22 protein-coding genes are annotated in these 22,641 nt (G+C 39.3%); 15 read left to right on the top strand and 7 right to left on the bottom strand.

Translation table 11 applies throughout. The annotated features are described in order from the left end of the window. The first annotated feature begins 70 nt into the window (after positions 1-70). The 8 genes from F580_RS0118940 (at position 71) to hemB (ending at position 7,737) form a co-directional block, all read left to right on the top strand. On the top strand, positions 71-2,563 hold the full coding sequence (locus tag F580_RS0118940; protein WP_019029325.1) for a TonB-dependent receptor plug domain-containing protein: 2,493 nt from the start codon (positions 71-73) through the stop codon (positions 2,561-2,563). Between the two features lie 266 nt (positions 2,564-2,829). After that, entirely contained in the window at positions 2,830-3,099 is a 270-nt protein-coding gene (tatA, locus tag F580_RS0118935) for a twin-arginine translocase TatA/TatE family subunit (RefSeq protein WP_019029324.1), read from the top strand. A 3-nt stretch (positions 3,100-3,102) separates the two neighbouring features. After that, positions 3,103-3,591 (top strand): Sec-independent protein translocase protein TatB, encoded by a 489-nt coding sequence (tatB, locus tag F580_RS26100; protein ID WP_019029323.1) that lies wholly within the window; start codon positions 3,103-3,105, stop codon positions 3,589-3,591. Beyond that, on the top strand, positions 3,588-4,349 hold the full coding sequence (tatC, locus tag F580_RS0118925; protein WP_019029322.1) for a twin-arginine translocase subunit TatC: 762 nt from the start codon (positions 3,588-3,590) through the stop codon (positions 4,347-4,349). The genes tatB and tatC overlap by 4 nt, the downstream gene beginning before the upstream one ends. Before the next feature lie 5 nt (positions 4,350-4,354). Then, complete coding sequence (locus tag F580_RS0118920; RefSeq protein ID WP_019029321.1) at positions 4,355-4,888, top strand: hypothetical protein; 534 nt, start codon at positions 4,355-4,357, stop codon at positions 4,886-4,888. Positions 4,889-4,900: 12 nt separating this feature from the next. Next, positions 4,901-5,746 (top strand): TatD family hydrolase, encoded by an 846-nt coding sequence (locus F580_RS0118915; RefSeq protein WP_019029320.1) that lies wholly within the window; start codon positions 4,901-4,903, stop codon positions 5,744-5,746. Between the two features lie 12 nt (positions 5,747-5,758). Continuing rightward, positions 5,759-6,655 carry a GGDEF domain-containing protein gene (locus F580_RS0118910; protein WP_245560646.1) on the top strand — a complete coding sequence of 299 codons (897 nt, stop codon included), beginning with the start codon at positions 5,759-5,761 and terminating at the stop codon, positions 6,653-6,655. 29 nt (positions 6,656-6,684) lie between these two features. Continuing rightward, positions 6,685-7,737, top strand: coding sequence for a porphobilinogen synthase (gene hemB, locus F580_RS0118905; RefSeq protein WP_019029318.1), 1,053 nt, complete (start codon positions 6,685-6,687; stop codon positions 7,735-7,737). A gap of 82 nt (positions 7,738-7,819) precedes the next feature. Here hemB and F580_RS0118900 read toward each other — a convergent pair whose 3' ends face one another. Further along, complete coding sequence (locus F580_RS0118900; RefSeq protein WP_019029317.1) at positions 7,820-8,464, bottom strand: glutathione S-transferase family protein; 645 nt, start codon at positions 8,462-8,464, stop codon at positions 7,820-7,822. A 126-nt stretch (positions 8,465-8,590) separates the two neighbouring features. Between F580_RS0118900 and F580_RS0118895 the strand changes: the two genes are divergently transcribed. Both F580_RS0118895 and F580_RS0118890 read left to right on the top strand, forming a co-directional pair. After that, entirely contained in the window at positions 8,591-9,160 is a 570-nt protein-coding gene (locus F580_RS0118895; protein WP_019029316.1) for a TetR/AcrR family transcriptional regulator, read from the top strand. Next, the gene (locus tag F580_RS0118890) at positions 9,147-9,449 is read left to right on the top strand and encodes a hypothetical protein (protein ID WP_026301539.1); all 303 of its coding nucleotides are present in this window, start codon (positions 9,147-9,149) and stop codon (positions 9,447-9,449) included. Before F580_RS0118895 ends, F580_RS0118890 begins: the two co-directional genes overlap by 14 nt. Before the next feature lie 75 nt (positions 9,450-9,524). Here F580_RS0118890 and F580_RS0118885 read toward each other — a convergent pair whose 3' ends face one another. After that, the gene (locus tag F580_RS0118885; protein WP_019029314.1) at positions 9,525-10,505 is read right to left on the bottom strand and encodes a Ppx/GppA phosphatase family protein; all 981 of its coding nucleotides are present in this window, start codon (positions 10,503-10,505) and stop codon (positions 9,525-9,527) included. 36 nt (positions 10,506-10,541) lie between these two features. Continuing rightward, complete coding sequence (gene rhlB, locus F580_RS0118880; protein WP_019029313.1) at positions 10,542-11,828, bottom strand: ATP-dependent RNA helicase RhlB; 1,287 nt, start codon at positions 11,826-11,828, stop codon at positions 10,542-10,544. 415 nt (positions 11,829-12,243) lie between these two features. Between rhlB and trxA the strand changes: the two genes are divergently transcribed. The 4 genes from trxA to fre all read left to right on the top strand — a co-directional run bounded on the left by trxA (position 12,244) and on the right by fre (position 16,781). Next, entirely contained in the window at positions 12,244-12,570 is a 327-nt protein-coding gene (gene trxA, locus F580_RS0118875) for a thioredoxin TrxA (RefSeq protein WP_019029312.1), read from the top strand. A gap of 247 nt (positions 12,571-12,817) precedes the next feature. Then, on the top strand, positions 12,818-14,077 hold the full coding sequence (rho, locus tag F580_RS0118870; protein WP_019029311.1) for a transcription termination factor Rho: 1,260 nt from the start codon (positions 12,818-12,820) through the stop codon (positions 14,075-14,077). Between the two features lie 156 nt (positions 14,078-14,233). Further along, positions 14,234-15,715, top strand: coding sequence for a 4-hydroxy-3-polyprenylbenzoate decarboxylase (ubiD, locus tag F580_RS0118860; RefSeq protein WP_019029309.1), 1,482 nt, complete (start codon positions 14,234-14,236; stop codon positions 15,713-15,715). Between the two features lie 334 nt (positions 15,716-16,049). Further along, the gene (gene fre / locus F580_RS0118855) at positions 16,050-16,781 is read left to right on the top strand and encodes an NAD(P)H-flavin reductase (protein WP_019029308.1); all 732 of its coding nucleotides are present in this window, start codon (positions 16,050-16,052) and stop codon (positions 16,779-16,781) included. 243 nt (positions 16,782-17,024) lie between these two features. Here fre and F580_RS0118850 read toward each other — a convergent pair whose 3' ends face one another. Continuing rightward, positions 17,025-17,675, bottom strand: a complete 651-nt coding sequence (locus tag F580_RS0118850) for a response regulator transcription factor (RefSeq protein ID WP_019029307.1) — start codon at positions 17,673-17,675, stop codon at positions 17,025-17,027. Positions 17,676-17,931: 256 nt separating this feature from the next. Here F580_RS0118850 and F580_RS25690 point away from each other — a divergent pair, with 256 nt between their 5' ends. After that, positions 17,932-19,029, top strand: coding sequence for a GGDEF domain-containing protein (locus F580_RS25690; RefSeq protein ID WP_019029305.1), 1,098 nt, complete (start codon positions 17,932-17,934; stop codon positions 19,027-19,029). A gap of 13 nt (positions 19,030-19,042) precedes the next feature. Here the strand turns inward: F580_RS25690 and F580_RS0118835 are convergent, their stop codons facing one another. The 3 genes from F580_RS0118835 to coaBC form a co-directional block, all read right to left on the bottom strand. Further along, positions 19,043-20,506: an aminoacyl-histidine dipeptidase gene (locus F580_RS0118835; protein WP_019029304.1), complete on the bottom strand. Its 1,464-nt coding sequence runs from the start codon at positions 20,504-20,506 to the stop codon at positions 19,043-19,045. A 134-nt stretch (positions 20,507-20,640) separates the two neighbouring features. Further along, a complete protein-coding gene (slmA, locus tag F580_RS0118830; protein ID WP_019029303.1) occupies positions 20,641-21,237 on the bottom strand; it encodes a nucleoid occlusion factor SlmA in 597 nt (198 codons plus the stop codon). Between the two features lie 100 nt (positions 21,238-21,337). Further along, a complete protein-coding gene (gene coaBC, locus F580_RS0118825; protein WP_019029302.1) occupies positions 21,338-22,546 on the bottom strand; it encodes a bifunctional phosphopantothenoylcysteine decarboxylase/phosphopantothenate--cysteine ligase CoaBC in 1,209 nt (402 codons plus the stop codon). Positions 22,547-22,641: the final 95 nt, after the last annotated feature.

Here is a 22,641-nt window from a genome sequence, read left to right as displayed (position 1 = left end):
GATGACGCAGTATAAATGTCAATTGATATACATCAGTTACAAATAAACTAACGATAAAAAGGTAGAAGTAATGAGCCTAAGAACAGCCAGAAAGAATATGGTCACTCGCGCAGTGATGTTTGCCCTTGCCGCAACATCTGTGACTTCAGTACAAGTATTCGCCGAAGAAGGCGCAGAAAATGTTGAGCGTATTGCCGTAACGGGTTCACGTATTAACAGAACAGATATCGAAACAGCTAGCCCAGTAACTGTAATTTCTGCAGATTTCATTGCTCAGAGTGGCTTTACCTCAGTACAAGAAATTTTAGCGATGCAACCCGCTGCAGCAGGTATGAGCTTAGGTGCAACTTCTAACAATGGCTCAGGTGGCTCAGCAACAGTTAACTTACGTGGGATGGGAACTCAACGTACGTTAGTGTTAATGAATGGTCGACGTATGGTTGCATCAGGTACTGGTGCTGACTCTTCAGTAGATTTAAATACTATCCCTGTCTCAATGATTCAATCCATTGAAATCTTAAAAGATGGTGCTTCTGCTGTTTACGGTTCAGATGCTATTGCCGGTGTTGTTAACATCATCACTAAGAAAGACTTTGAAGGTACAGAAATAACTGCTGACGGCAGCATTACCGACAAAGGTGATGGCGAAAGTGGTGGTTTTAGTATTTTACACGGCCGTGAAGTTGCCGGTGGTAATTTAGTGGTTGGCGTCCAATACTCAAATCGTGGCGAAATTATCCAATCGGATCGTGATTTCGTACCAGCAGGGGAGTCTTCATTTGTTCCTGGCGGCTCTTTAGGCGGTATGGTACCAGATGGTAACGGTGGCTTTGTTCCACGTGAAGAATCTTATGATTATACCGATGATAGTTACGCACAAACACCCAATGAGTTATTAAGTTTATTTACTAGCTTTAACAGTGAAATTGCTGATGACACTGAGTTAAGTATTGATCTTATGTATACACGTCGTGAGTCAAATCAACAAATGGCGCCGCAGCCAGCGAGTATTGATTTAGCTGTTTGTCAGCCAGGCGAAGCTAATATTGGTAACTGTATTGATGAAAAATATACAGCTCAATTTGCCGATGAAGATGGTAACTTACCAGGAGAGTTAGAATATAGACGTCGTATGACAGATGCTGGTCCACGTATTTATGGTCAAGAAACCGATACTTACCGTGTTTCTGTTGGTCTAACGGGTTATTTAAGCAATGATTCACAGTGGGATATGTCTGCGACTTATGGCCGTAATGACTCAAAAGATAGTGTTGGCAACTCAATTCATGCTGGCAATATGGAACAAAGTATCTACAACCATCAAGATGATTGGTTCAGTGGCGACCCTATGGATACCGACTTCTTAGCTAGTGAAGGCATCATGTATACCGAAGAAAATGAAGGTGGTAATGAGCAATTTACCTTAGCTGCAGGTTTCAGTGGTATTAATGACTCTGATATTGGTTATGCTATCGGTGTCGAAAGTCGTTTTGAAAGTGGCTACTACACCCCTGATCAAGTCACCCAAGACGGTGAAAGTACTGCTGCACAACAAGACCCAACTGAAGGTAACTATTCAGTGCAATCGCTTTATGGTGAAGTTTCAATACCAGTAACTGATTCATGGACCGTAGAAGCGGCAACTCGTTACGATAACTACTCTACCTTTGGTGGCGCTGCTACGTGGAAATTAGGTACTACTTATACTATTACTGATGGCCTTATGTTAAGAGCCGTTGCGGCAACAGGCTTTAGGGCGCCAAGTGTAAGTGAATTATACAGTGGTAACTCAGGTTCGTTTGATTACTTAAGTGACCCATGGGGTAACGAACAAGATGCTCAAATAAAAGTTAACTATGTTGGTGATGCAGACTTACAGCCGGAAGAAAGTGAATCATTTACTGCTGGTGTAGTATGGGAAGTAACCGAAGGTCTTTCTACTACTATGGATTACTGGTCGTTTGATATTACCAATGCTATTAGCCGTGTTAATGTTCAGGCCGAAATGAATAAATGTTTCGCTGGTGACCAAGTTGCTTGTGACACTATTAACATTACCCAAGGTGGTGACTTAGACAACATGACATCAACCCTAACTAATATTGGTGAGCAAAATACTTCAGGTATTGACTGGAATGTTAGTTACACGGCTGGCATTTTTAAAGTAATGCTTGATACTACTTATTTAATTGAATTTGTAGAAGATAATATCAGTTATGAAGGTACTATCGATGGCAACATGGGTGGTTACTCGCAGTTAAAATCTAACCTAACTATTAGTGCTGATATCACTGAAGATTGGAACGTGCTTTACACTGCCAACTATATTCAAGGTATGGAAGGTGTTGACTACGGAGACGTATTCACAACTGATGATGTGATTTACCACAATATTTCAACGGCTTACCACATTAATGATGCTTGGCAAGTAACCGGTGGTATTAAGAACTTATTTGATACTGAACCTGAAGAAGTACCAAATGGTAATGACATGAATACAGTACCAAACATCTACGACGTAATTGGCCGTACCTTCTTCGTGAATACTTCTTACAAATTCTAAGTAGTATTCATTGCGGATAATAATTGCTGATATTCATTAAGTTGAATTAAAGTAACTCAAAAAAGGCGACTACTTAGTCGCCTTTTTTGATCTCGGATTTTAAAGAAAGTGCTTTAGCGAGAAAAAATGTTGTTTTAGCTCATCATTTAGTCATTAATTGATTGTTTTTACTCGTTTCTAGCTATTGTTTAGGTATATAATGTTGATACAAAAAATGAACTAAGACCTAGTTCATGTCAGTATCAAATACTAGGAGTTAAATTATTATGGCTGGAATGGGAATTTGGCAACTAGCCATTATCGCTGTTATTGTGGTGTTATTGTTTGGTACTAAAAAACTACGTAATTTAGGTGGTGATTTAGGCTCGGCAATAAAAGGCTTTAAAAGTGCTATTGGTGATGATAAAGAGCAAAAAACTGATGCCGAAAAAACTAGCGTTGATAAAATGTCAGAGTCGCTAGCGGATAACTCAACTACTGCAGATGATGTTACTCAGAAGAAAACCGATAAGACTAAAGAAACCGACCAGGCCTAATTTATGTTTGATGTTGGCTTTTGGGAATTAATTCTTATTGCAATTATGGGCTTAGTTATTTTAGGTCCTGAACGCTTACCGGTTGCCATACGTACACTTCGTGACTGGATATCGGGTGCGCGTAAATTTAGTGATACCGTTAAAGCTGAGCTTACCGAAGAGTTACGCATACATGAATTGCACGCCAATTTGAAAAAAGCCGAGCAAACCAATTTACAAAACTTAAGTCCAGAAGTTGCTGAATCATTAAAGACCTTACAAGAGGCCGCTGCTTCAGTTACTGAGCCATTTAAGAAAATAGATACTCAACCACTAGATTCAATGATCTCAGCGTCCTTAGCTTCCTCTTCGAAAGAGGCAATAGATTCTGATGAACAAATTAAGCTTGATGAGAGCGCCAACTTAATTGAGCAAGAGACTAACTCAGTTAAAGGCTCTGATACAGCGTCAGCTAAAGTTGTTAATTCCAATAGTGAAAAATCCTTACCATGAGTACAGCCCCAGCACCTAGTGCCAGTTTGTTTGACCATCTATTAGAATTACGAAATCGTTTATTACGCTCAGTTTTAGGGGTGTTAATTGTTTTTTGTTGTTTAGTTTATTTTGCGCAAGATATTTACCAATATGTGGCGCAGCCTTTGTTAGCAACCATGCCTGAAGGCTCACAAATGATAGCAACCGATGTTGCCTCGCCATTTTTTGCCCCGTTTAAATTAACCCTGGTATTATCCCTATTTATTGCCATGCCATTTGTCTTGTATCAAATTTGGTCATTTGTGGCTCCTGGCTTATATAGTAATGAAAAGCGTTTGATTGTGCCGTTAATGATTGGCTCAACCCTATTGTTTTATAGCGGCATTGCCTTTGCGTACTTTTTGGTATTTCCTGTGGTCTTTGCCTTTTTCAGCTCAGTAGCGCCGGAAGGTGTGGTGATAGCAACCGATATTAGTAGCTACCTCGATTTTATTTTAAAACTGTTCTTTGCCTTTGGCGCTGCTTTTGAAATTCCGATTGCGATTATATTAATGTGTTGGACAGGTATCACAACACCTGATAATTTACGTGCTAAACGACCTTATATTGTTGTTGGCGCATTTGTTATCGGTATGTTATTGACGCCACCGGATATTATTTCTCAAACTATGCTAGCAATACCTATGCTGATTTTATTTGAGGTAGGCGTTATTATCGCCTCGTTTTATCATAAAAAAGATGATGATGAGTCAATTGAATCAGCAGGAAGAGAATAATAAACATGATAAAATCAATAAAACTTAGCGCACTTATCAGTGGCTTAATATTTGTTCAAGCAGCGCACGCTACCACGATTGATCTAGCGAGTGACATTAAGGCTTGTAGTCAAATAAGCCAAGATAAAGCTAGGCTAACTTGCTTTGATAAACTCGGGAGAGGGGAACAGTCAGCAAGTGCCGTGGCTTCTACAGCCGTACTATCTACTGCAGCAATCTCTACAGCTTTAACACCTAGATCGAGTAAGCTGAACGAACAGCAAATTGATGCTTTTGCCAAAGAGCATGTGGAAAAAACTGCTGAAGAAAAAGCGAATGAAATTTTAAGTATTTCATTAACCATAAGTAAATTAGTAAAAACAACGCGTGGTCAATGGAAAATTACTTTTAAGAATGGTCAAAAATGGCAGCAAAAAGACAGCACTAAGTTAAAGTTGAAGCTAGATGATAAGGTTACCCTAACTAAAGGGGCGCTAAACTCGGTATATTTACAAAAAGAAAATACCAATAAGCGCATTAAAGTTAAAAGGTTGAAATAGAGCGAGACTACTTTGAATACTAACGCTATAAAAAGTAAGACCCCAACGAATCATACTCTAATTGATATAGGCGTTAATTTAACCAATAAGCGTTTTGATAAAGATCGTGAAGCCGTATTAACTCGCGCTCAATCTTCAGGGGTTGCCGGTTTATTAATTACGGGTACCAGTGTTATGGAAAGTAAAAAGGCCTTAGGATTGTGTCAGCAATATCAAGCTAGCTTTCCTGACTTTCTCTATAGCACTGCCGGTGTCCATCCTCATGATGCCGATAATGTTGCTGATGATTATATCGAGCAGCTCAAACAGTTAGCAAGGCAACCACAGGTTAAAGCGATTGGTGAATGTGGCCTGGACTTTAATCGTAATTTCTCCGCGCCAACACAACAAGTCAAAGTCTTTACCGAACAAGTCGCTCTAGCTGCAGATTTAAACATGCCATTGTTTTTACACCAACGAGATGCCTTTGAGCCTTGGTTTGATATTTTATCGCCCTATCAAGGCAAAGTACCTGCTATGGTGGCTCATTGCTTTACCGGCGACAAAAATGAATTAATGCAATGCTTAGCTGCCGATATGTATATTGGTATTACGGGGTGGCTGTGTGATGAGCGTCGCGGACAAACTCTGCGAGATATTGTCAGTTTAATCCCCCTAAATCGCTTATTCATTGAAACTGATGCACCCTATTTAACACCTCGTACAATTCGACCCAAGCCGAAAAGTAGCCGAAATGAGCCAAGTTACTTAACTTTTATTATTAAAGAGCTTGCAAACATAACGGGTCTTGACCCAAAAGATATTGCTTGGCAAACTAGTCGTAATAGTGAAACAGTTTTTGATTTCCCAACAACCTAAGAATTACCTTAAATGAAGCTATTTGTTATCTCTAAAATCACAGGATATACATCTTTACTGATGTTATTTAGCCCTATGAGTTTAGCTATGACACAAGAGGGCAGCAATCCATTGTTTTTTGGAATGGGGCTGTTATTAGGGTGTGTAATAACCACGTTAATAGCCTTATTTATAAGCCGGCATGGGCGACAAAAATATCAAAAAATGTTACTGCGGCTTAAATTGGCACAAAAAAATAGCTCAATGGCGGAACAAGCAATGCAAACCTTGGCTATAGAACAGCAAGATAGCCAAGATTTGTTAGAAGAAAGAGTACAAGAGCGTACTTTAGAGCTAAATATAGCTTTACAAGAATTAGAAAGTGCTAATCAAGAGTTGGAACGAAAAAATGTGCTTGATGAGCTAACCGGCTTACACAATCGTCGATTTTACGACCAAAAAATAATGGCAGAATATCGCCGTAGTCGCCGTAACCTTACGGCTTTAAGCTTAGTTATTATTGATATTGATAATTTTAAAGCCGTGAATGATAACTATGGTCATCTGGCGGGAGATCAATGTCTAATTTGGGTGGCGAAGTTTATTAAGCAATGTTTAAAACGTAGTGCCGATAAAGCCTTTCGTTATGGTGGCGAAGAGTTTTGTTTAATTCTCCCTAACACCGATGAAGAAGGTGCGCTGCTTTTGGCCGAACAATTACGTTTGCAAGTAAGTAAGCAAGCTTTTCAATTTCAAGGCATCGACATTACAATAACCATTAGTTGTGGGACTTGTACTTATCAACAAGAAGCGGATATTGGCGTGGAGCAAATTTTTTCAGGTGCTGATAAAGCTTTATATCAAGCTAAACACAATGGCCGAAATCAAACCCAACAATATAAACTTACTGAACAATACCAAGTTGATTAATACCTCACAGAAAATTTTTAGGAATACTTATGTCTTACAATGGTAATTCGGCTTTTGGCCAATACCCTGCTCGTCGTATGCGCCGCATGCGAGTTGACGATCATACTCGTCGTTTAATGGCGGAATCGCAATTAACGGTTAATGATCTTATTTACCCTGTTTTTGTCCTAGAAGGCGAGAATCAGCGAGAAGCGATTGCTTCAATGCCCGGTGTCGAGCGTAAAAGTATTGATTTATTATTAGAAGAAGCGCAAGAGTTGGTCGATTTAGGTATTCCAGCTATTGCACTCTTCCCGGTGACACCCAGTGATAAAAAATCACTAATGGCTGAAGAAGCCTATAATTCTGAAGGCTTGACCCAACGAACTGTGCGTGCACTAAAGGCTAAATTCCCACAACTTGCTGTGATCACAGATGTTGCTCTTGACCCTTTTACTACCCATGGTCAAGACGGTATTTTAAGCGAAAGTGATGACAATAAAGCGGGGGCAACGGGTTATGTATTAAATGATGTCACTACAGATATTTTAACCAAGCAGGCATTATCACATGCACAAGCTGGGGCTGATATAGTTGCACCATCGGATATGATGGATGGCCGTGTTGGCGCGATCAGGCAAGTATTAGAAGAAAATGGCTTTGTGAATACCAAAATATTAGCTTACTCAGCGAAATATGCCTCTAATTATTATGGTCCGTTTCGTGATGCTGTCGGCTCTGCTAGCAATATTAAAGGTGGTAATAAACATACTTATCAAATGGATCCTGCCAACAGCAATGAAGCCATGCATGAGGTTGCTCAAGATATTGCCGAAGGCGCTGATATGGTCATGGTAAAACCGGGCATGCCTTATTTAGACATAGTACGCCGAGTTAAAGACACCTTTCAGGTACCCACTTATGCCTATCAAGTCAGTGGTGAATATGCCATGCATATGGCCGCTATTCAAAATGGTTGGTTAGAGGAGAAACCTTGTGTTATGGAAGGCTTACTCGCATTTAAACGTGCAGGAGCCGATGGGATTTTAACTTATTTTGCTAAAAAGGTTGCTCGCTGGTTAAAAGAAGACGCAAGGCTTTAAAGTAGCACTGAAATCAAAGCGCGATTAAATCGCGCTTTTTTTTGGCTGCTATCGGATTTACTCGCAATACTATAGGTCTTCCCTACAGTTTCTTAGCGATTAATACTTTCTGGCAAGACGGTCTTGTCATTAAGTCAGCTAAATATTTCTCTACTTTAGGAAAGTCTGTCAGCAGGTTAAAACCGGCAGGTAAGCAAGATATATAATGTAATATGGGCGCTAATAAGGCATCAGCAATGGAAAATTGTTTAGCGGCCAAGGCGGACTCTTCACCTAACATACGTTCAATAATTGCAAGTGTGGCTGTCGCTTTTGGTTGCACCTCTTTAACAACATCAAAGCGAACACTATTGTTTTCTCCTTTGGGGAAAGCAAATTCCAACAAGTATTCCCGCACAAGTACCCTATCAATATCTATTGATATTAACGCACAAAGAGCATCGTGCTTGGCGAAATCCAGACACTTATCCGGCTGTAACTTCTTATCAGTATCAAGGTAGCGACAAATACTGGCTGTTTCTGGAAGAATTAGTCCCTTATCAAGTAACACCGGTATTTTGCCAAAAGGGTGCAAGCCTAAGTGCTGCTCACTTTTAAAGGCGACTTTCTTTCCCGCCACTTCCAAACCAACGCTGTAGGCAAGTTCTTTTTCTTCACACACTAACATCACTGTCCGGACGAAATTTGAAAAGCTTGGCCCGTAGATGTGTACACTTGCTGCTGTCATTTTATGCTCCTTTATTTATAAGTGTTACTGTATAGACAATAATCTAACCTTAATCAAAATATGTTCAAGAACATATTTTGATAGTATGGAATACTATCAAGAAAATTAATCAAAATGGTATGAGTAATGGCGTGGCAAGAAACCCATAAAGAACAGTCTAAAGATAGAATTTTAGCCAGTGCAGCTATGCTCTTTACCCAACAGGGTTTTGAGAAAATATCCATTGATCAGGTGATGAAAAAAGCTGAGTTAACACGTGGGGCTTTTTATAGTCACTTTAAATCAAAGAGTGACTTATATGCACAAGCGATAAAAAAAGCGGCAACTGTCGCTTATCAGCGTAAGCCAGTAAACTGTCCTCAAGATATGAATAAATTTTCCCAGTATTATTTAAGTCCAGAGCATAGAGATGATCAATATAAGCAGGCATGCCCGTTAGCCTTTTTAGTCTCTGATATTAGTCAGCAAGATAGCCAGGTAAAGGCAACTTATACTACAATATTACAAGCTTTTATCGAACAAGCAGAGTTGTTATGCCAAAGTAGAGAAAAAGCATTACAAAGCGCGGTATTGATGATTGGAGGACTGGCTTTGTCTAGGGCATTAGCGGATAACAATTTTAGTAATGAGCTCTTAGCTGCTTGCCAAGTAGGGGTTACTTCATTAACAGAGAAAGAGAGTCATGATGTCAGCTGAAATGAGTATATTGCTGCTTAATACTGTGATTATTGTTTTGGTTTATACTTGGCTATATCCGAAAGTTGCAGATAAAAATCTTAATAAAATAGCACTTTTTGACTGTTTAGCTTCAGGTTTAGCTGTGATGATTGTCGCCAGTAAATATTGGGGCAGTGATATTCATTTTGAATTTTTCATGTTTACACTGAACTGGTTTTGGTTTACTTTTCTTAGCTACAGTATCATTGAAATACCTATCGCACTTTGGTATTTCAGATCTTCACTTACTAAAGGAAACTCAAACTAACTAAAGAAAACTTAACCTAACTACAGACAAGTAAAGAGAAGCAAGACAAGTAAATTAGAGTGCGTGGTTATTGGTTTAAATGATTTTTGCGTCAGGAACTAATTCAAATAACAGCCCTTCACGAAGTGCGCCACGTGAAAGGCGTAATTCTTTAATATGCAAACATTCAAACAACGCTATTAATATACTCAAACCACTGGCTAATATCGCTTTACGATCGGCTCTTAATCCGGGGATTTCAATCTCATTGATGGTTTGGCAAGCTATCAAGGTTTGTTGTATTTCGTTAAGTAATGCTAAGGTGATAATAGGCGCCTGTTTACGCTCATTAAGAATCTCTATCATAGCTTGCATGGTACCTGAACTGCCGACTGCAGATTGCCAGCCAAGTTGAATAAACTGTTCGGCGATGGTACTAATAACTTTAGTTGCCGCAGCGATACAGTGACTAAAGCTTTCTTGCTGTAGCCTACCATCAGTAAAATATTTACCAATAAAACTAACACAACCAATATCTAAACTGACCACTTTTTTTGCCGTACAGCCTACGCCGACGATAATTTCGGTACTAGCACCGCCAATATCAAGTACTAATCGCTTAGCCGTAGAGGTTTGTTTATTGTTAGTCGCAGTGTGAGCTACACCGGCGTATATCGTTTTGGCTTCTTGCTCACCGCTTAATAATTTAATCTCTTTAGGCAGGATTTTTTTAGCGGCATCGAAAAAAAGCTGATTATTTTTAGCAATCCGTAATGCAGCTGTCGCGACAATGCGGATATTCGTAACTGGAATAGTCTGTAGGTATAAAGAGAAGTTTTTAAGGCAAGTAAGACCGCGTGTTATGGCCTCATCCGTAAGGTAGTTGTTATTATCTAAACCGGCAGCTAAGCGAACTTTTTGCTTAACTTTATTAACGGTTTTTATTGATTTACCCGTCGGCTCGGTAATTAATTGGGTGATCTGTAGGTGGAAACTATTTGAGCCTAAATCAACCACAGCATAATGACTATCATCATACTGTGGAATTGCCTTTGGAGAGGCTTGATTTTGGCTCACTAAATTACTCAATGTGCGTTAATACCCGGGCGTTGCTTAGCTACGGTTACCGCGATTACTATTGCCACTACGATTTGTTGATCGAGTATTAGAACGACCACCTTGTCGGTTACCACCAGGTCTATGACGACGTTGGCGTGGTTTAGGTCTTGGTAAGTCAGTTAATAAAGCATCTTCATCATACTTAGTTACTGGTAGAGAATGTTCGATATATGTCTCTATGTCAGGTAAATTAAATACATATTGCTCACAAGCTAAACTAATTGCATGACCGCTTGCACCAGCGCGGCCAGTACGACCTATTCGATGGACATAATCTTCACAATCATCAGGTAAATCATAGTTGAAAACATGCGTTACACTTGGGATGTGTAAACCTCGGGCAGCAACATCAGTTGCCACTAAAATGTCTATTGTGCCTTCAGTAAATTGCTCTAAAATTCTTAAGCGCTTTTTCTGTGGTACATCACCTGTTAATAAGCCAACACGTAATTTATCGGCAACTAGATGATCATAAACTTTTTCACAAACATGTTTAGTATTTGCAAAAACAATAGCTTTTTCAGGCCAATCTTCTTCAATCAATGTTTGCAACAAAGACATCTTGTCTTCGTTAGATGGATAGAAAAGCTCTTCACTAATACGAATGTTGGTTTTTTGCTCAGGAGCAACTTCAACACTGGTAGGATCATTCATATGATCGAAGGCAAGCTCTTTAACACGGAATGATAAAGTAGCAGAGAACAACATGCTTAAGCGCTCTGTTGCCGGTGGCATTTTATTAAACATATAACGAATATCTTTAATAAAACCTAAGTCGAACATTCTATCGGCTTCATCAAGTACGATGACTTCAAGGTTAGAAATGTTGTAGACACCTTGCTTCATGTAATCAAGTAATCTGCCACAGGTGCCAATAAGAATATCAACACCTTGTTCAAGTACTAAACGTTGACTTTCATAACCTTCGCCCCCGTATACAACACCAAGACGTAAACCGGTGCTTTCTGCCATCTCTTTAGCATCACGGTGAATTTGAATCGCTAATTCACGTGTTGGTGCCATGATTAAGGCGCGGGGTTGGTTATGTGTAGGCGCTTCTTTTTGAAGCAGGTGATGAAAAGTAGCAGCTAAAAAAGCAATGGTTTTACCTTCACCGGTTTGTGCTTGGCCAGCAATATCTGTGCCTTGCAAAAGAACGGGTAAAGACATCGCCTGGATAGGCGTACAATAGTCGAAGCCCATGGCTTCTAATCCGGTCACTACTTGCGGAGCAAGATTTAGGTCAGCGAACTTTGTTTCTGTTAAGTGTGATTTTTTCATGGCGCAAGCTTAACATTTTTGTTATCAAAATAGTTGCTTAATAAATAAATAAATTTTATAGCAAATATAGGTAAGTTATTTCACCCTCAGCGATAATTATAAGCTTTAAAAGCAAGGCTTTGATTGCAGGTTAGGGTTCGTCAGGTAAATACGTATGGTATTTTCTCATAAGTTATATCTTGTCGCGTCGCTATCACATCAATCACGTGGCATCTAAGCCTTTTAAACTGCTATGACATGATTTTGAGAAATAAACTCACTTATTAGAAGTGCTATTACTGCTTTATTAACAGTTATCTTAGATAAAACAGTATGGGAAAAGCAGTGAATCACGGTATAATTATTTCAAAGGACTTACTGTAAAGTAAGAACCACATATACAAAGGCGTTTTCGCCATACATAACGGAGAATATAATGAGTGATAAAATTGTTCAGCTAACTGATGATAGTTTTGAAGCAGATGTATTAAAAGCATCGGGTCTAGTATTAGTTGATTTCTGGGCTGAATGGTGTGGTCCATGTAAAATGATTGCCCCAGTACTTGACGACATTGCCATTGAATATGATGGTAAGGTAACTGTTGGTAAATTAAACATCGACCAAAACTCAGTGACACCACCTAAGTATGGTGTACGTGGTATTCCAACATTACTATTGTTTAAAGATGGTGAAATCGCCGACACTAAAGTGGGCGCACTATCAAAAACTCAATTAAAAGAGTTTTTAGATAAAAATTTGTAAGTTTTAAAATTAGAAAAGCCTGATAACTGCCAGTTAAGTTCGCAGGCTTTTTATTTTTAACAGAGAAAATTTCCACTTACATTTTTATTCAGCCTTTACCTAATCAGATTTTAGTGCTAAATTTAGCCCCTGAGTACAAAATAGCATCTCTTTATCTCTATTCTTATTGTAACAAATACATTTAACATACACTTGTGTCGGCAATCGCCGAAGGCACTATCACTTAAAATAGTTTAAGAAACCCCCTATGAACCTTACCGAACTAAAAGAAAAATCCATTAATGAATTGGTCAATCTTGCTGAGGAAATGAAGCTTGACAACCTAGCTAGAACACGCAAGCAAGACATAATTTTTGCTATTTTAAAAGCACATGCTGAAGGTGATAATGATATTTTCGGTGGCGGTGTTTTAGAGATTTTACAAGATGGTTTTGGCTTTTTACGCTCAGCAGACTCTTCATATTTAGCTGGGCCAGATGACATTTATGTATCACCAAGCCAAATTCGCCGCTTTAGTATGCGCACGGGTGATACCATCCAAGGTAAAATTCGTTCACCGAAAAAAGGCGAGCGTTACTTCGCTCTATTAAAGGTGACTGAAGTTAACTTTGATCGCCCAGAAAATACCCGTAATAAGATATTATTTGAAAACTTAACCCCGATTCATCCAACCGATCGCTTCATCATGGAACGTGGTAATGGTTCAACAGAAGATATTACCGCTCGTGTTATTGATTTAGCGTCACCCATTGGTAAAGGCCAACGTGGTTTAATTGTTGCGCCGCCAAAAGCCGGTAAAACCTTATTATTACAAAATATTGCACAAAGCATTGCCCATAATTATCCTGATGCCGAGCTAATGGTATTATTAATTGATGAGCGTCCAGAAGAAGTAACTGAAATGCAGCGCTTGGTGAAAGGTGAAGTTATTGCTTCTACCTTTGATGAACCAGCAAGTCGTCACGTACAAGTGGCAGAAATGGTCATTGAGAAAGCAAAACGTTTAGTTGAACATAAAAAAGACGTGGTCATTTTACTTGATTCGATTACCCGTTTAGCCCGTGCTTACAACACAGTTATTCCTTCGTCAGGTAAAATTCTATCTGGTGGTGTTGATGCTAATGCTTTACATCGTCCAAAACGTTTCTTTGGTGCAGCACGTAACATCGAAGAAGGTGGTAGCTTAACAATTATCGCGACAGCGCTAGTTGAAACGGGCTCTAAAATGGACGAAGTTATCTACGAAGAATTTAAAGGTACAGGTAATATGGAATTACACCTGTCACGGAAAATTTCTGAAAAACGCGTTTTCCCAGCAATTAACATTAATCGCAGTGGTACTCGTCGTGAAGAGCTTATTACTAAGCCTGCTGAATTACAAAAAATGTGGGTTCTACGTAAGGTTGTTCATGAAATGGATGAAGTTGGTGCCATTGAGTTCCTTATCGATAAATTGGCCATGACTAAAACTAATGATGAGTTCTTTGATTCAATGAAGCGTAAATAATCGCTTTATTTATAGCTCAACCTTAATTAATGAAAACCAGTCTAATGACTGGTTTTTTTATCTCATACCCGCTATCAATCAAAGTGCTCAAGCACTCTGAACCCCGCATCTTGATTGATAACGGCTATAGTACCTTACCTCTTACTGGTAACTTAGATGAAATACAGTGATTTAAGAGACTTTATTAGTCAGCTTGAAAAAATAGGCCAGCTTAAGCGTATCACTCAGCCAATATCTACTCATTTAGCAATGACAGAGATTAGCGATAGAACGCTTAAAGCGAAAGGGCCGGCATTACTTTTTGAAAATGCAGTCGATAAAAATGGTAAGCCGCACAGTATGCCGGTACTTACCAACCTTTTTGGTACCCCTGACAGGGTTGCTCTAGCCATGGGCCAAAAAAATGTTGCTGCTTTACGCGATGTTGGTAAGTTACTGGCTATGCTTAAAGAGCCTGAGCCACCAAAAGGTTTCCGTGATGCGCTAAGTAAAATACCTGTGTATAAACAAGTATTAAATATGCCAGTAAAGGTCATCAAGAAGCCATTGTGTCAGCAAATAGTTTTATCTGGTGATGACGTTGATTTGACCAAATTGCCAGTACAAACTTGTTGGCCTGGTGATGTTGCACCACTCATTACTTGGGGGCTTACCATTACTCGAGGACCTCATAAAGAGCGCCAAAATCTCGGTATTTACCGTCAGCAAGTACTCAGTAAAAATAAAGTCATTATGCGATGGTTATCACATCGTGGCGGCGCACTTGATTTTCAAGAATTCAAAAAAGAAAATCCAGGCGAGAAATACCCTGTGTCTGTTGCCTTAGGTGCCGATCCCGCCACTATTTTAGGCGCAGTAACGCCAGTACCCGATACGCTATCGGAATATGCTTTCGCCGGTCTATTACGTGGTGCTAAAACACAAGTGGCTAAATCTATAAGTAATGATTTAGAAGTTCCCGCTAGCGCTGAAATAATTTTGGAGGGCTATTTAGACCCCGATGAAATGGCGCCAGAAGGGCCTTATGGCGATCATACTGGTTATTACAATGAAGTGGATAGTTTTCCAGTGATGACAGTAACACATATCACTATGCGCAAAGATGCTATCTATCATAGTACTTATACCGGTAGGCCACCTGATGAACCTGCCATCTTAGGTGTTGCCCTTAATGAAGTATTTGTGCCTATTTTGCAAAAGCAATTCCCTGAAATTCAGGACTTTTATTTACCGCCAGAAGGTTGCTCTTATCGCCTTGCTATTGTCACTATTAAAAAGCAATATGCCGGTCACGCTAAGGTAGTAATGATGGGTGTTTGGTCATTCTTACGGCAATTTATGTACACCAAGTTTGTTATAGTCTGTGATGACGATATCAATGCCAGAGATTGGAAAGACGTTATCTGGGCGATGACCACAAGAATGGATCCGAGTCGTGATACTGTATTGATAGAAAATACGCCCATTGATTACCTTGATTTTGCCTCACCTGTTTCAGGGTTAGGTTCTAAAATGGGCCTCGATGCCACTAATAAATGGCCTGGTGAAACAGATCGTGAATGGGGTGAGCCGATTGAGATGACCCAGGAAATTAAAGACCAAGTTGATGAACTGTGGGATGAGTTAGATATTCTATAAGTTACATTAGACCCTCATGGTACGCGGTATATACCCGTTATCAATCAAGATGTAGGTTTCAGAGTGCTTGAGCAATTTCAATTCAAGGCGCTGTGATGAAATAATGGTTGTTCCATTATAAGTCACAGCAACGATGAAGTGATGTTGTTCAAGCACTTCATCGATGGGTTTTAAGTGACTTTATACAGCGTTAAATAATCAAACCATAGAGTAACTATGATGAAATTATTTTCCTTGCCTAAAGTCATTTAAATTCCCACTGAAATCCTGCACTTTGAATGGTAATGGGTATATACATCATGATAAATTACCAATAAAGTAGAAAGGTTAAAGAATGAAGACAATTAGTTGTCAAATACAGTCGTTATCATCGTTAACGTCTCATGTGTACAAAGTAATATTACAACCAAATGAAAAAGTAGATTTTGTTGCCGGTCAATATTTGAACTTCGTTATGAGTGACGAGGACAAACGTCCTTTTTCAATTGCCAGCTCTCCAAATAGTGACTTAATAGAATTGCAAATAGGCGCTTTTATTGCTGATAGCTACGCTATGCAAGTGATTGAGCGTATTAAAGCAAGTCATGTCAGTGGTGCAGCAGTAACCATTGAAATACCGCTAGGTCATGCGCAATTACGTACTGAAAGTGAACGACCATTGCTATTACTTGCCGGTGGTACAGGATTTTCTTACATCAAATCAATGTTTGAGTATTTAGCTGAGCAAAAGTCACAGCGTCATATTATAGTCTATTGGGGCTTACGTGAAGAACGTGCTGTCTATGAACTAGAAAAGACTATTGCGACTATTGAAAAATTACCCAATGCTAGCTTTATTCCGGTAGTGGAAAATATTAGTGAAAACGTGAACGAAGATAGCTCCAAGCCTTGGCAAGGTAGAACCGGTCTAGTTCATCAAGCCGCTATGCATGACATTACCAGCTTTGAAGCTTATGATATTTATTTAGCCGGTCGATTTGACATGGTTGGCGCTATTCGGAGTGATTTCGTTGAGCATGGTGCTTTGCTAGAGCATATGTATGCTGATGCTTTTGCCTTCATCTAAAGGGTCTAAATAAATAACTCCTGCGTTGTGCTCAATCACAAGCCTTGGATTTGATTATTTATTTTCAAACCGCTGGCAAGCTCTGAGTGGGAACTAACTTAATGGACTTGGTATTGGTCAAATATTTAATCCGTTTACTGTAAGCTATAAAACTGAAAAAGCACGTCCATGAGCGATCATTGACGTGCTTTTTTGTACCAGTCATCAAGAAAACATCTATCGCAGCGAAATTTATTAACTTTATTAAAAGGCTGCCTCTGATAAATCTAACTTAGCAATGGTAATAACTGCTTGCGTGCGGTTGCGCACATCGAGTTTTCTAAATATTGCCGTAGCATGGGCTTTAATAGTCGCTTCTGAAACATTTAGATCGTAAGCAATTTGTTTATTTAGCATACCTTGGGCAAACATCATTAAGATACGGTATTGTTGCTGAGTTAAACTAGCAACGCGCTCAGCAATGTTGCTTTTACTATTGTCATTTGTCCGGTGTTCAAAAGAAGCGGGCAGCCAGAGGTTGCCTGATAACACCGAAACAATAGCAGAATAAATATCATCTACTGGTGTTGATTTAGGCACAAAGCCAGCAGCACCATATTCCATGGCCTTGCTGATGGTGTCATGATCTTCGTGAGCGGATACGATCACCACAGGAATTTGTGGAAAATGATTGCGTACATGGATTAGGGTATTAAAGCCATGAGCGCCAGGGATGTTTAAATCCAGTAACAACAAGTCACTATCATTATTGTCGGTAAGTTGTTGCTCTAACTCCGCAATAGTTTGTGCTTCAAGCCATGAAGTCTGCGTTAATTTGCTCTTTAAAGTCCCTAATAAAGCTTGTCTAAATAAGGGGTGATCGTCAGCTATTATTATTTTATCTGGCTGAATCATAACAAGGTATCCTGATTAATGATTTCCCATTCTAACGTAAAAAAAGTGAATAACAAATGATAGTTAGCTTTACTAAGGAGATACTCGGTTTGGTCAGTCTAGATAGCTGTATTGTTATTTTCACAAAAGTCCACTTAAGAGACCCCTGCGAGAGTAAATGGCCATTACTCTGTACAAAAATTAAGCATAAAGCAGCACGGATTATAAAATTCTATGATAGACTGAAAAATATTTTACCTGATATTTTGGATTAGGGATGATGAAAAACTGGCTTAAGCGCTACTTACAATTAGATAAGGATATTGAAAGTGCCGATTATCTAAAAAAAATCACCAGTAAATTTATTTTATTACTTGCGTTTATTCTGCTCTTTTTTTTAGTCTTCGCCAACTTTATTTACAGCAATACTGCCACGTTTTATCTGACGTTTAGCTTATTCTTAGTCATGTCAGGGGTATTCTTTTTACCTAGTAGCCTACGTAAATATGCGTCGCATATAGTCTTACACCTATTAGCATTGGGTGTTTTAATGGTTGTGTATTTAAACCGTGGTCAAGAATACACCCCCATTTGGTCATTTCTATATATTTTATTAGTGGTGTCGTTATACGGTCATAAAGCGGGTTTAAAAATATCGATTGTTTACTTAATGACACTACTCGTTTTACTGTTTTCATTCACCGGTATTACTTTAACCATGATGGAGTTTGTGCGGTTTACTATGGTGTCTTTATTCATGTTGTTCTTTACTTATTTGGTCGAAATGTTAATTTCGAGAACGCTCGAAAAGCTTATTACGGCAAAAAACATGTTGGAGAAACTCACCAAAATGGATGCGTTAACAGGCCTATTTAATCGGCGTCATTTTGATGAAATGTTGTCTCAACAAATGAGCAGTGCTAATAGGGGGCAAGAGTTATTAGCACTGGCTATTTTAGATATTGATCATTTTAAAAAATATAATGATAGCTTTGGCCATCCCGCGGGTGATATTGCTTTGGTCGCTTTAGCCAATTTATTAAAAGCACAAATGAGGCGCGGTAATGATGCTGCTTTTCGGTTAGGAGGTGAGGAGTTTGCCTTGATATACCAAGTGAAAAATGAAGAAAGTGCGCTGAAATTAATTGAAGGGGTTAGGGAGGCAGTAGAAAAATTGGATCAGCATTGTACTATCAACCAACGAATTACAGTATCAGTAGGCTTACTCTTAATTAATACTACACAAGGCGTTTCGGTAAAGAAGGCCTATGAATTGGCAGATCAATCGCTTTATCAAGCAAAATATTTCGGAAGAAATAGGGTGGTTACAACAAGTATACAAGCGGATAACACCAAGTTATCAGCTTGTATTTAATCACAATCGGTATTTACTTCTTTGGGATGTTAGCGAGAACAGCGACGAGTAATTGCCAATATTGTTCCACGGTGGCAATTTCAATTTTTTCATCAGGTGAATGTGGGAAATTAATCGTTGGCCCAATAGACACCATATCCCAATGCGGATAGGCCGTTTTGAATAAACCACATTCTAGCCCCGCATGAATTACCATGACGGCAGGCACCTTATTAAAGATACTCTGATAAGTGTCTCGTACCGTCTGCATAATGGCTGAATCGGCATTAGGTTTCCAACCTGGATAAGCTCCAGAGAAGACTACGCTAGCGCCTGCGAGTTCAAAAACCGATTGTACGGTGCGTTGAGTTTCTAAGCGACCATCATCATGTAAACTACGAATTAATACCATCGCATTAAGCTTATTACCACGAGTATGGATAACACCCAGGTTAAGGGATGTTTCAACTATACCTTCAATATCATCACTCATCCGCATGACACCGTTAGGACAGGCGTTCAGCGCACGTAAAATTGCGGATTGAGTTGCTTTAGTCCAACACCTTTCAAAATCTTCAGGTGAAATCAATAACATATCGATATCTGTTTCAATAGCGCCGAGATTGGCTCTAATCGTTGCTAAATAGCTAGCTAAGGCTGCCTTTAAAACCTCGACTTTATCTTTAGCAATAACAAAACTGGCATTGGCTTCACGAGGTATCGCATTTCTTAAGCTACCGCCATTAAGTTCAGTTAAGTTGATGTCAAAATCATCACTGGCGTTTAATAAAAAACGGACTAATAATTTATTAGCGTTAGCACGACCAGTATGAATATCAACACCAGAATGGCCACCTTTTAAGCCAGAAATAGATAGGTTAAAGGCTTGATAATCGTTAGGAACAGCTTCAAAATTGAGTGGGAAATTGGCATTACCGTCAATACCACCGGCACAACCCATATACACTTCACCTTCTTGCTCAGAATCGGTGTTGATTAGAATATCACCGTCGAGCCAACCCGCTTCCAAACCAAAGGCTCCGGTCATACCTGCTTCTTCATCAATCGTTACTAATACTTCTAGTGGTCCGTGAGGAATATCATTGCTCGCTAATACGGCTAGTGCAGAAGCTAAGCCGACACCATTGTCTGCACCTAAGGTTGTCCCTTGTGCAGTAACCCAATCACCTGACTCAATAATATAAGGTTTGATTGGATCCGTAAGGAAGTCATGGTCAGTATCGTTATTTTTTTGCGGCACCATATCCATATGCGCTTGTAAAATAACACCTTTAAGATCTTCCATACCAACAGTGGCGGGTTTTTTAATAATTAAATTACCCACAGCATCTTCTTTAATGGCTAAACCAAGCTCTTTTGCCCAGTCTTGAATCCATAAAGATATTTTTTGTTCATGTTTAGATGGATGTGGAATACTGCAAATTTTTTCAAATAATTGCCATAAGCTGGCTGGTTTTAAGTGTGAGAGAGTACTCATAGCTTGCCTCGAGAAAGTTTATAATTGTTCGCGGAAAATACGGTTATGGGTCATGCTTATTTTCCGCTTAGATGGTGTTGTTTAAGTGCTTATACCAATTACACTAATGAAGTGGTTAATTAATGTACTTGGTATTACTTATCGGCCATTAAAAATTGCCATTGCTCATTGAAATCAGTACTCGGCTTTTTAGTATAGCCGGAGCGAACATATTGACTCATTTTACCTTCAGCGAACGATACTAATAAACTCGCTAAAGCGGCTTCGCTGATAGTAAACGTTTTACCTTCACGGAGTTTTCGTTCACGTAAAACTTGTTTAAATTGTGACTCTAATTTTTCAAAAAATTGGTGAACTCTAGTGCGTAAACGTTCATTTTCGCCCATTAAAGCATCGCCAGCTAAAATACGGCACATACCTGGGTTACGTTCAGAAAAGACCATTAATACATGCAAGATATGATGGCATCGCACTAAGGCTTCTTTATGATCGGCAAGAATCAAATTGATACGAGAAAATATAGATTCTTCAATAAAGTCAATCAAGCCTTCGAACATACGTGCTTTTGATGGAAAATGACGATATAAAGCCGCTTCAGAAAAGCCTACTTCAGCAGCAAGTTTTGCCGTGGTGATACGCTGTCCAGGACAATTTTGCAACATTAACGCTAAGCATTCTAATATTTGAAGTTTACGGTTTGGCTTTTGGGTTTTAGTTTGTGTGGCGACCATATAAAAATATTCTCTAATGTTATTGTTTTATTCGATAGCAATGAATTAACGCACTTGCGGAGTAATATACTCTAGTTGTTTGTTAAATTTAATTGTCTTATTACTTGGTATCTTTGGCTAAATAATGCTGATTAATTAAATTGACCAATTGTTTGGCAATAATGTGCTTATTGGCCAACGGGAGTTCTATTTTATCAATGGCGCTGTATAGAGTTAGGGCATTGTTATCGCTGTTAAAACCTTGTCCGGATTTAGCAACATCATTTGCTGCGATTAAATCTAAATTCTTACGTTTTAATTTACCCCGCGCATAATGTTCGACATTTTGTGTTTCTGCAGCGAAGCCAACCATAAAGGGTTTTTTCACTAATTTAGCAACATCAGCAACAATATCGTGATTTTTAACTAACGAAAGCTGCATATTCTCACTATCTTTTTTAATTTTTTCACTGGCAATATCAGCAACCCTATAATCGGCAACGGCAGCACAGGCGACAAAAGTCGTTGCCTGTGGCGCACAAGTTAAGGCCTGTTTATGCATTTGTTCTGCACTGATTACTTGGATAAGATCACAACCGACAGGTGCAGTAATATTGACCGGGCCAGAAATTAACGTCACCTGAGCGCCTGCGTTTAATGCTGCATTAGCAATGGCATAGCCCATTTTACCCGAGCTATGGTTAGAGATATAACGAACAGGGTCAATCGCTTCACGAGTTGGTCCCGCGGTGATTACCCAGTGCTGTCCTTGCAGGAATTTTTCGGCAAAAAAGTCACAACTTAGGGTGACCAATTCGCTAACCTCTAACAGACGACCTAAACCAATATCACCACAGGCTTGTTCTCCAGCACCAGGGCCCCAAACATGAACCCCTCGTTGCAGTAAGGTGTTGATATTTTCTTGCGTTGCTTTGGCATGCCACATTTGCTGGTTCATGGCCGGAGCAATTGCAATAGGTGCGCTGGTAGCTAAACACAGTGTTGAGAGCAAGTCATTCGCCATACCGGCAGTGATGCGAGCAATAATATCGGCAGTGGCGGGAGCAATAATAATTAAATCAGCCCATTTAGCTAATTCAATATGCCCCATAGCAAGCTCAGCTTGGCTATCTAATAAACTATCTGCAACATGATTACCCGATACCGCTTGCAGCGTTAATGGGGTAATAAAGGCTTTCGCGCCTTCGGTCATTACCACACGCACATCTGCGCCATGATCTTTTAGTCGACGTACTAATTCTGGTATTTTGTAGGCAGCGATACCGCCTGTTATACCCAGTACTATTTTTTTGTCCTGAAGAATTTGCATAAGCTGCTAATCTTAAAGTAAACATAAGACCGCTAAGATAACATTTATTGGCTTTATTTAGAAATAACTGTTGCTAGATAAAGACAGTATCTTAT

Source organism: Colwellia piezophila ATCC BAA-637 (assembly GCF_000378625.1).
Classification (GTDB): domain Bacteria; phylum Pseudomonadota; class Gammaproteobacteria; order Enterobacterales; family Alteromonadaceae; genus Colwellia; species Colwellia piezophila.
The sequence above is the reverse complement of the archived record's forward strand: the minus strand, read 5'-3'. Positions and strand labels throughout refer to the sequence as shown.

What these genes read in the sequence shown, in the direction of transcription:
- F580_RS0118940 (WP_019029325.1), top strand. Translation starts at nt 71, where the DNA reads ATGAGCCTAAGAACAGCCAGAAAGAATATGGTCACTCGCGCAGTGATG.
- tatA (WP_019029324.1), top strand. Translation starts at nt 2,830, where the DNA reads ATGGCTGGAATGGGAATTTGGCAACTAGCCATTATCGCTGTTATTGTG.
- tatB (WP_019029323.1), top strand. Translation starts at nt 3,103, where the DNA reads ATGTTTGATGTTGGCTTTTGGGAATTAATTCTTATTGCAATTATGGGC.
- tatC (WP_019029322.1), top strand. Translation starts at nt 3,588, where the DNA reads ATGAGTACAGCCCCAGCACCTAGTGCCAGTTTGTTTGACCATCTATTA.
- F580_RS0118920 (WP_019029321.1), top strand. Translation starts at nt 4,355, where the DNA reads ATGATAAAATCAATAAAACTTAGCGCACTTATCAGTGGCTTAATATTT.
- F580_RS0118910 (WP_245560646.1), top strand. Translation starts at nt 5,759, where the DNA reads ATGAAGCTATTTGTTATCTCTAAAATCACAGGATATACATCTTTACTG.
- hemB (WP_019029318.1), top strand. Translation starts at nt 6,685, where the DNA reads ATGTCTTACAATGGTAATTCGGCTTTTGGCCAATACCCTGCTCGTCGT.
- F580_RS0118900 (WP_019029317.1), bottom strand. Translation starts at nt 8,464, where the DNA reads ATGACAGCAGCAAGTGTACACATCTACGGGCCAAGCTTTTCAAATTTC.
- F580_RS0118895 (WP_019029316.1), top strand. Translation starts at nt 8,591, where the DNA reads ATGGCGTGGCAAGAAACCCATAAAGAACAGTCTAAAGATAGAATTTTA.
- F580_RS0118890 (WP_026301539.1), top strand. Translation starts at nt 9,147, where the DNA reads ATGATGTCAGCTGAAATGAGTATATTGCTGCTTAATACTGTGATTATT.
- rhlB (WP_019029313.1), bottom strand. Translation starts at nt 11,828, where the DNA reads ATGAAAAAATCACACTTAACAGAAACAAAGTTCGCTGACCTAAATCTT.
- trxA (WP_019029312.1), top strand. Translation starts at nt 12,244, where the DNA reads ATGAGTGATAAAATTGTTCAGCTAACTGATGATAGTTTTGAAGCAGAT.
- rho (WP_019029311.1), top strand. Translation starts at nt 12,818, where the DNA reads ATGAACCTTACCGAACTAAAAGAAAAATCCATTAATGAATTGGTCAAT.
- ubiD (WP_019029309.1), top strand. Translation starts at nt 14,234, where the DNA reads ATGAAATACAGTGATTTAAGAGACTTTATTAGTCAGCTTGAAAAAATA.
- fre (WP_019029308.1), top strand. Translation starts at nt 16,050, where the DNA reads ATGAAGACAATTAGTTGTCAAATACAGTCGTTATCATCGTTAACGTCT.
- F580_RS0118850 (WP_019029307.1), bottom strand. Translation starts at nt 17,675, where the DNA reads ATGATTCAGCCAGATAAAATAATAATAGCTGACGATCACCCCTTATTT.
- F580_RS25690 (WP_019029305.1), top strand. Translation starts at nt 17,932, where the DNA reads ATGATGAAAAACTGGCTTAAGCGCTACTTACAATTAGATAAGGATATT.
- F580_RS0118835 (WP_019029304.1), bottom strand. Translation starts at nt 20,506, where the DNA reads ATGAGTACTCTCTCACACTTAAAACCAGCCAGCTTATGGCAATTATTT.
- slmA (WP_019029303.1), bottom strand. Translation starts at nt 21,237, where the DNA reads ATGGTCGCCACACAAACTAAAACCCAAAAGCCAAACCGTAAACTTCAA.
- coaBC (WP_019029302.1), bottom strand. Translation starts at nt 22,546, where the DNA reads ATGCAAATTCTTCAGGACAAAAAAATAGTACTGGGTATAACAGGCGGT.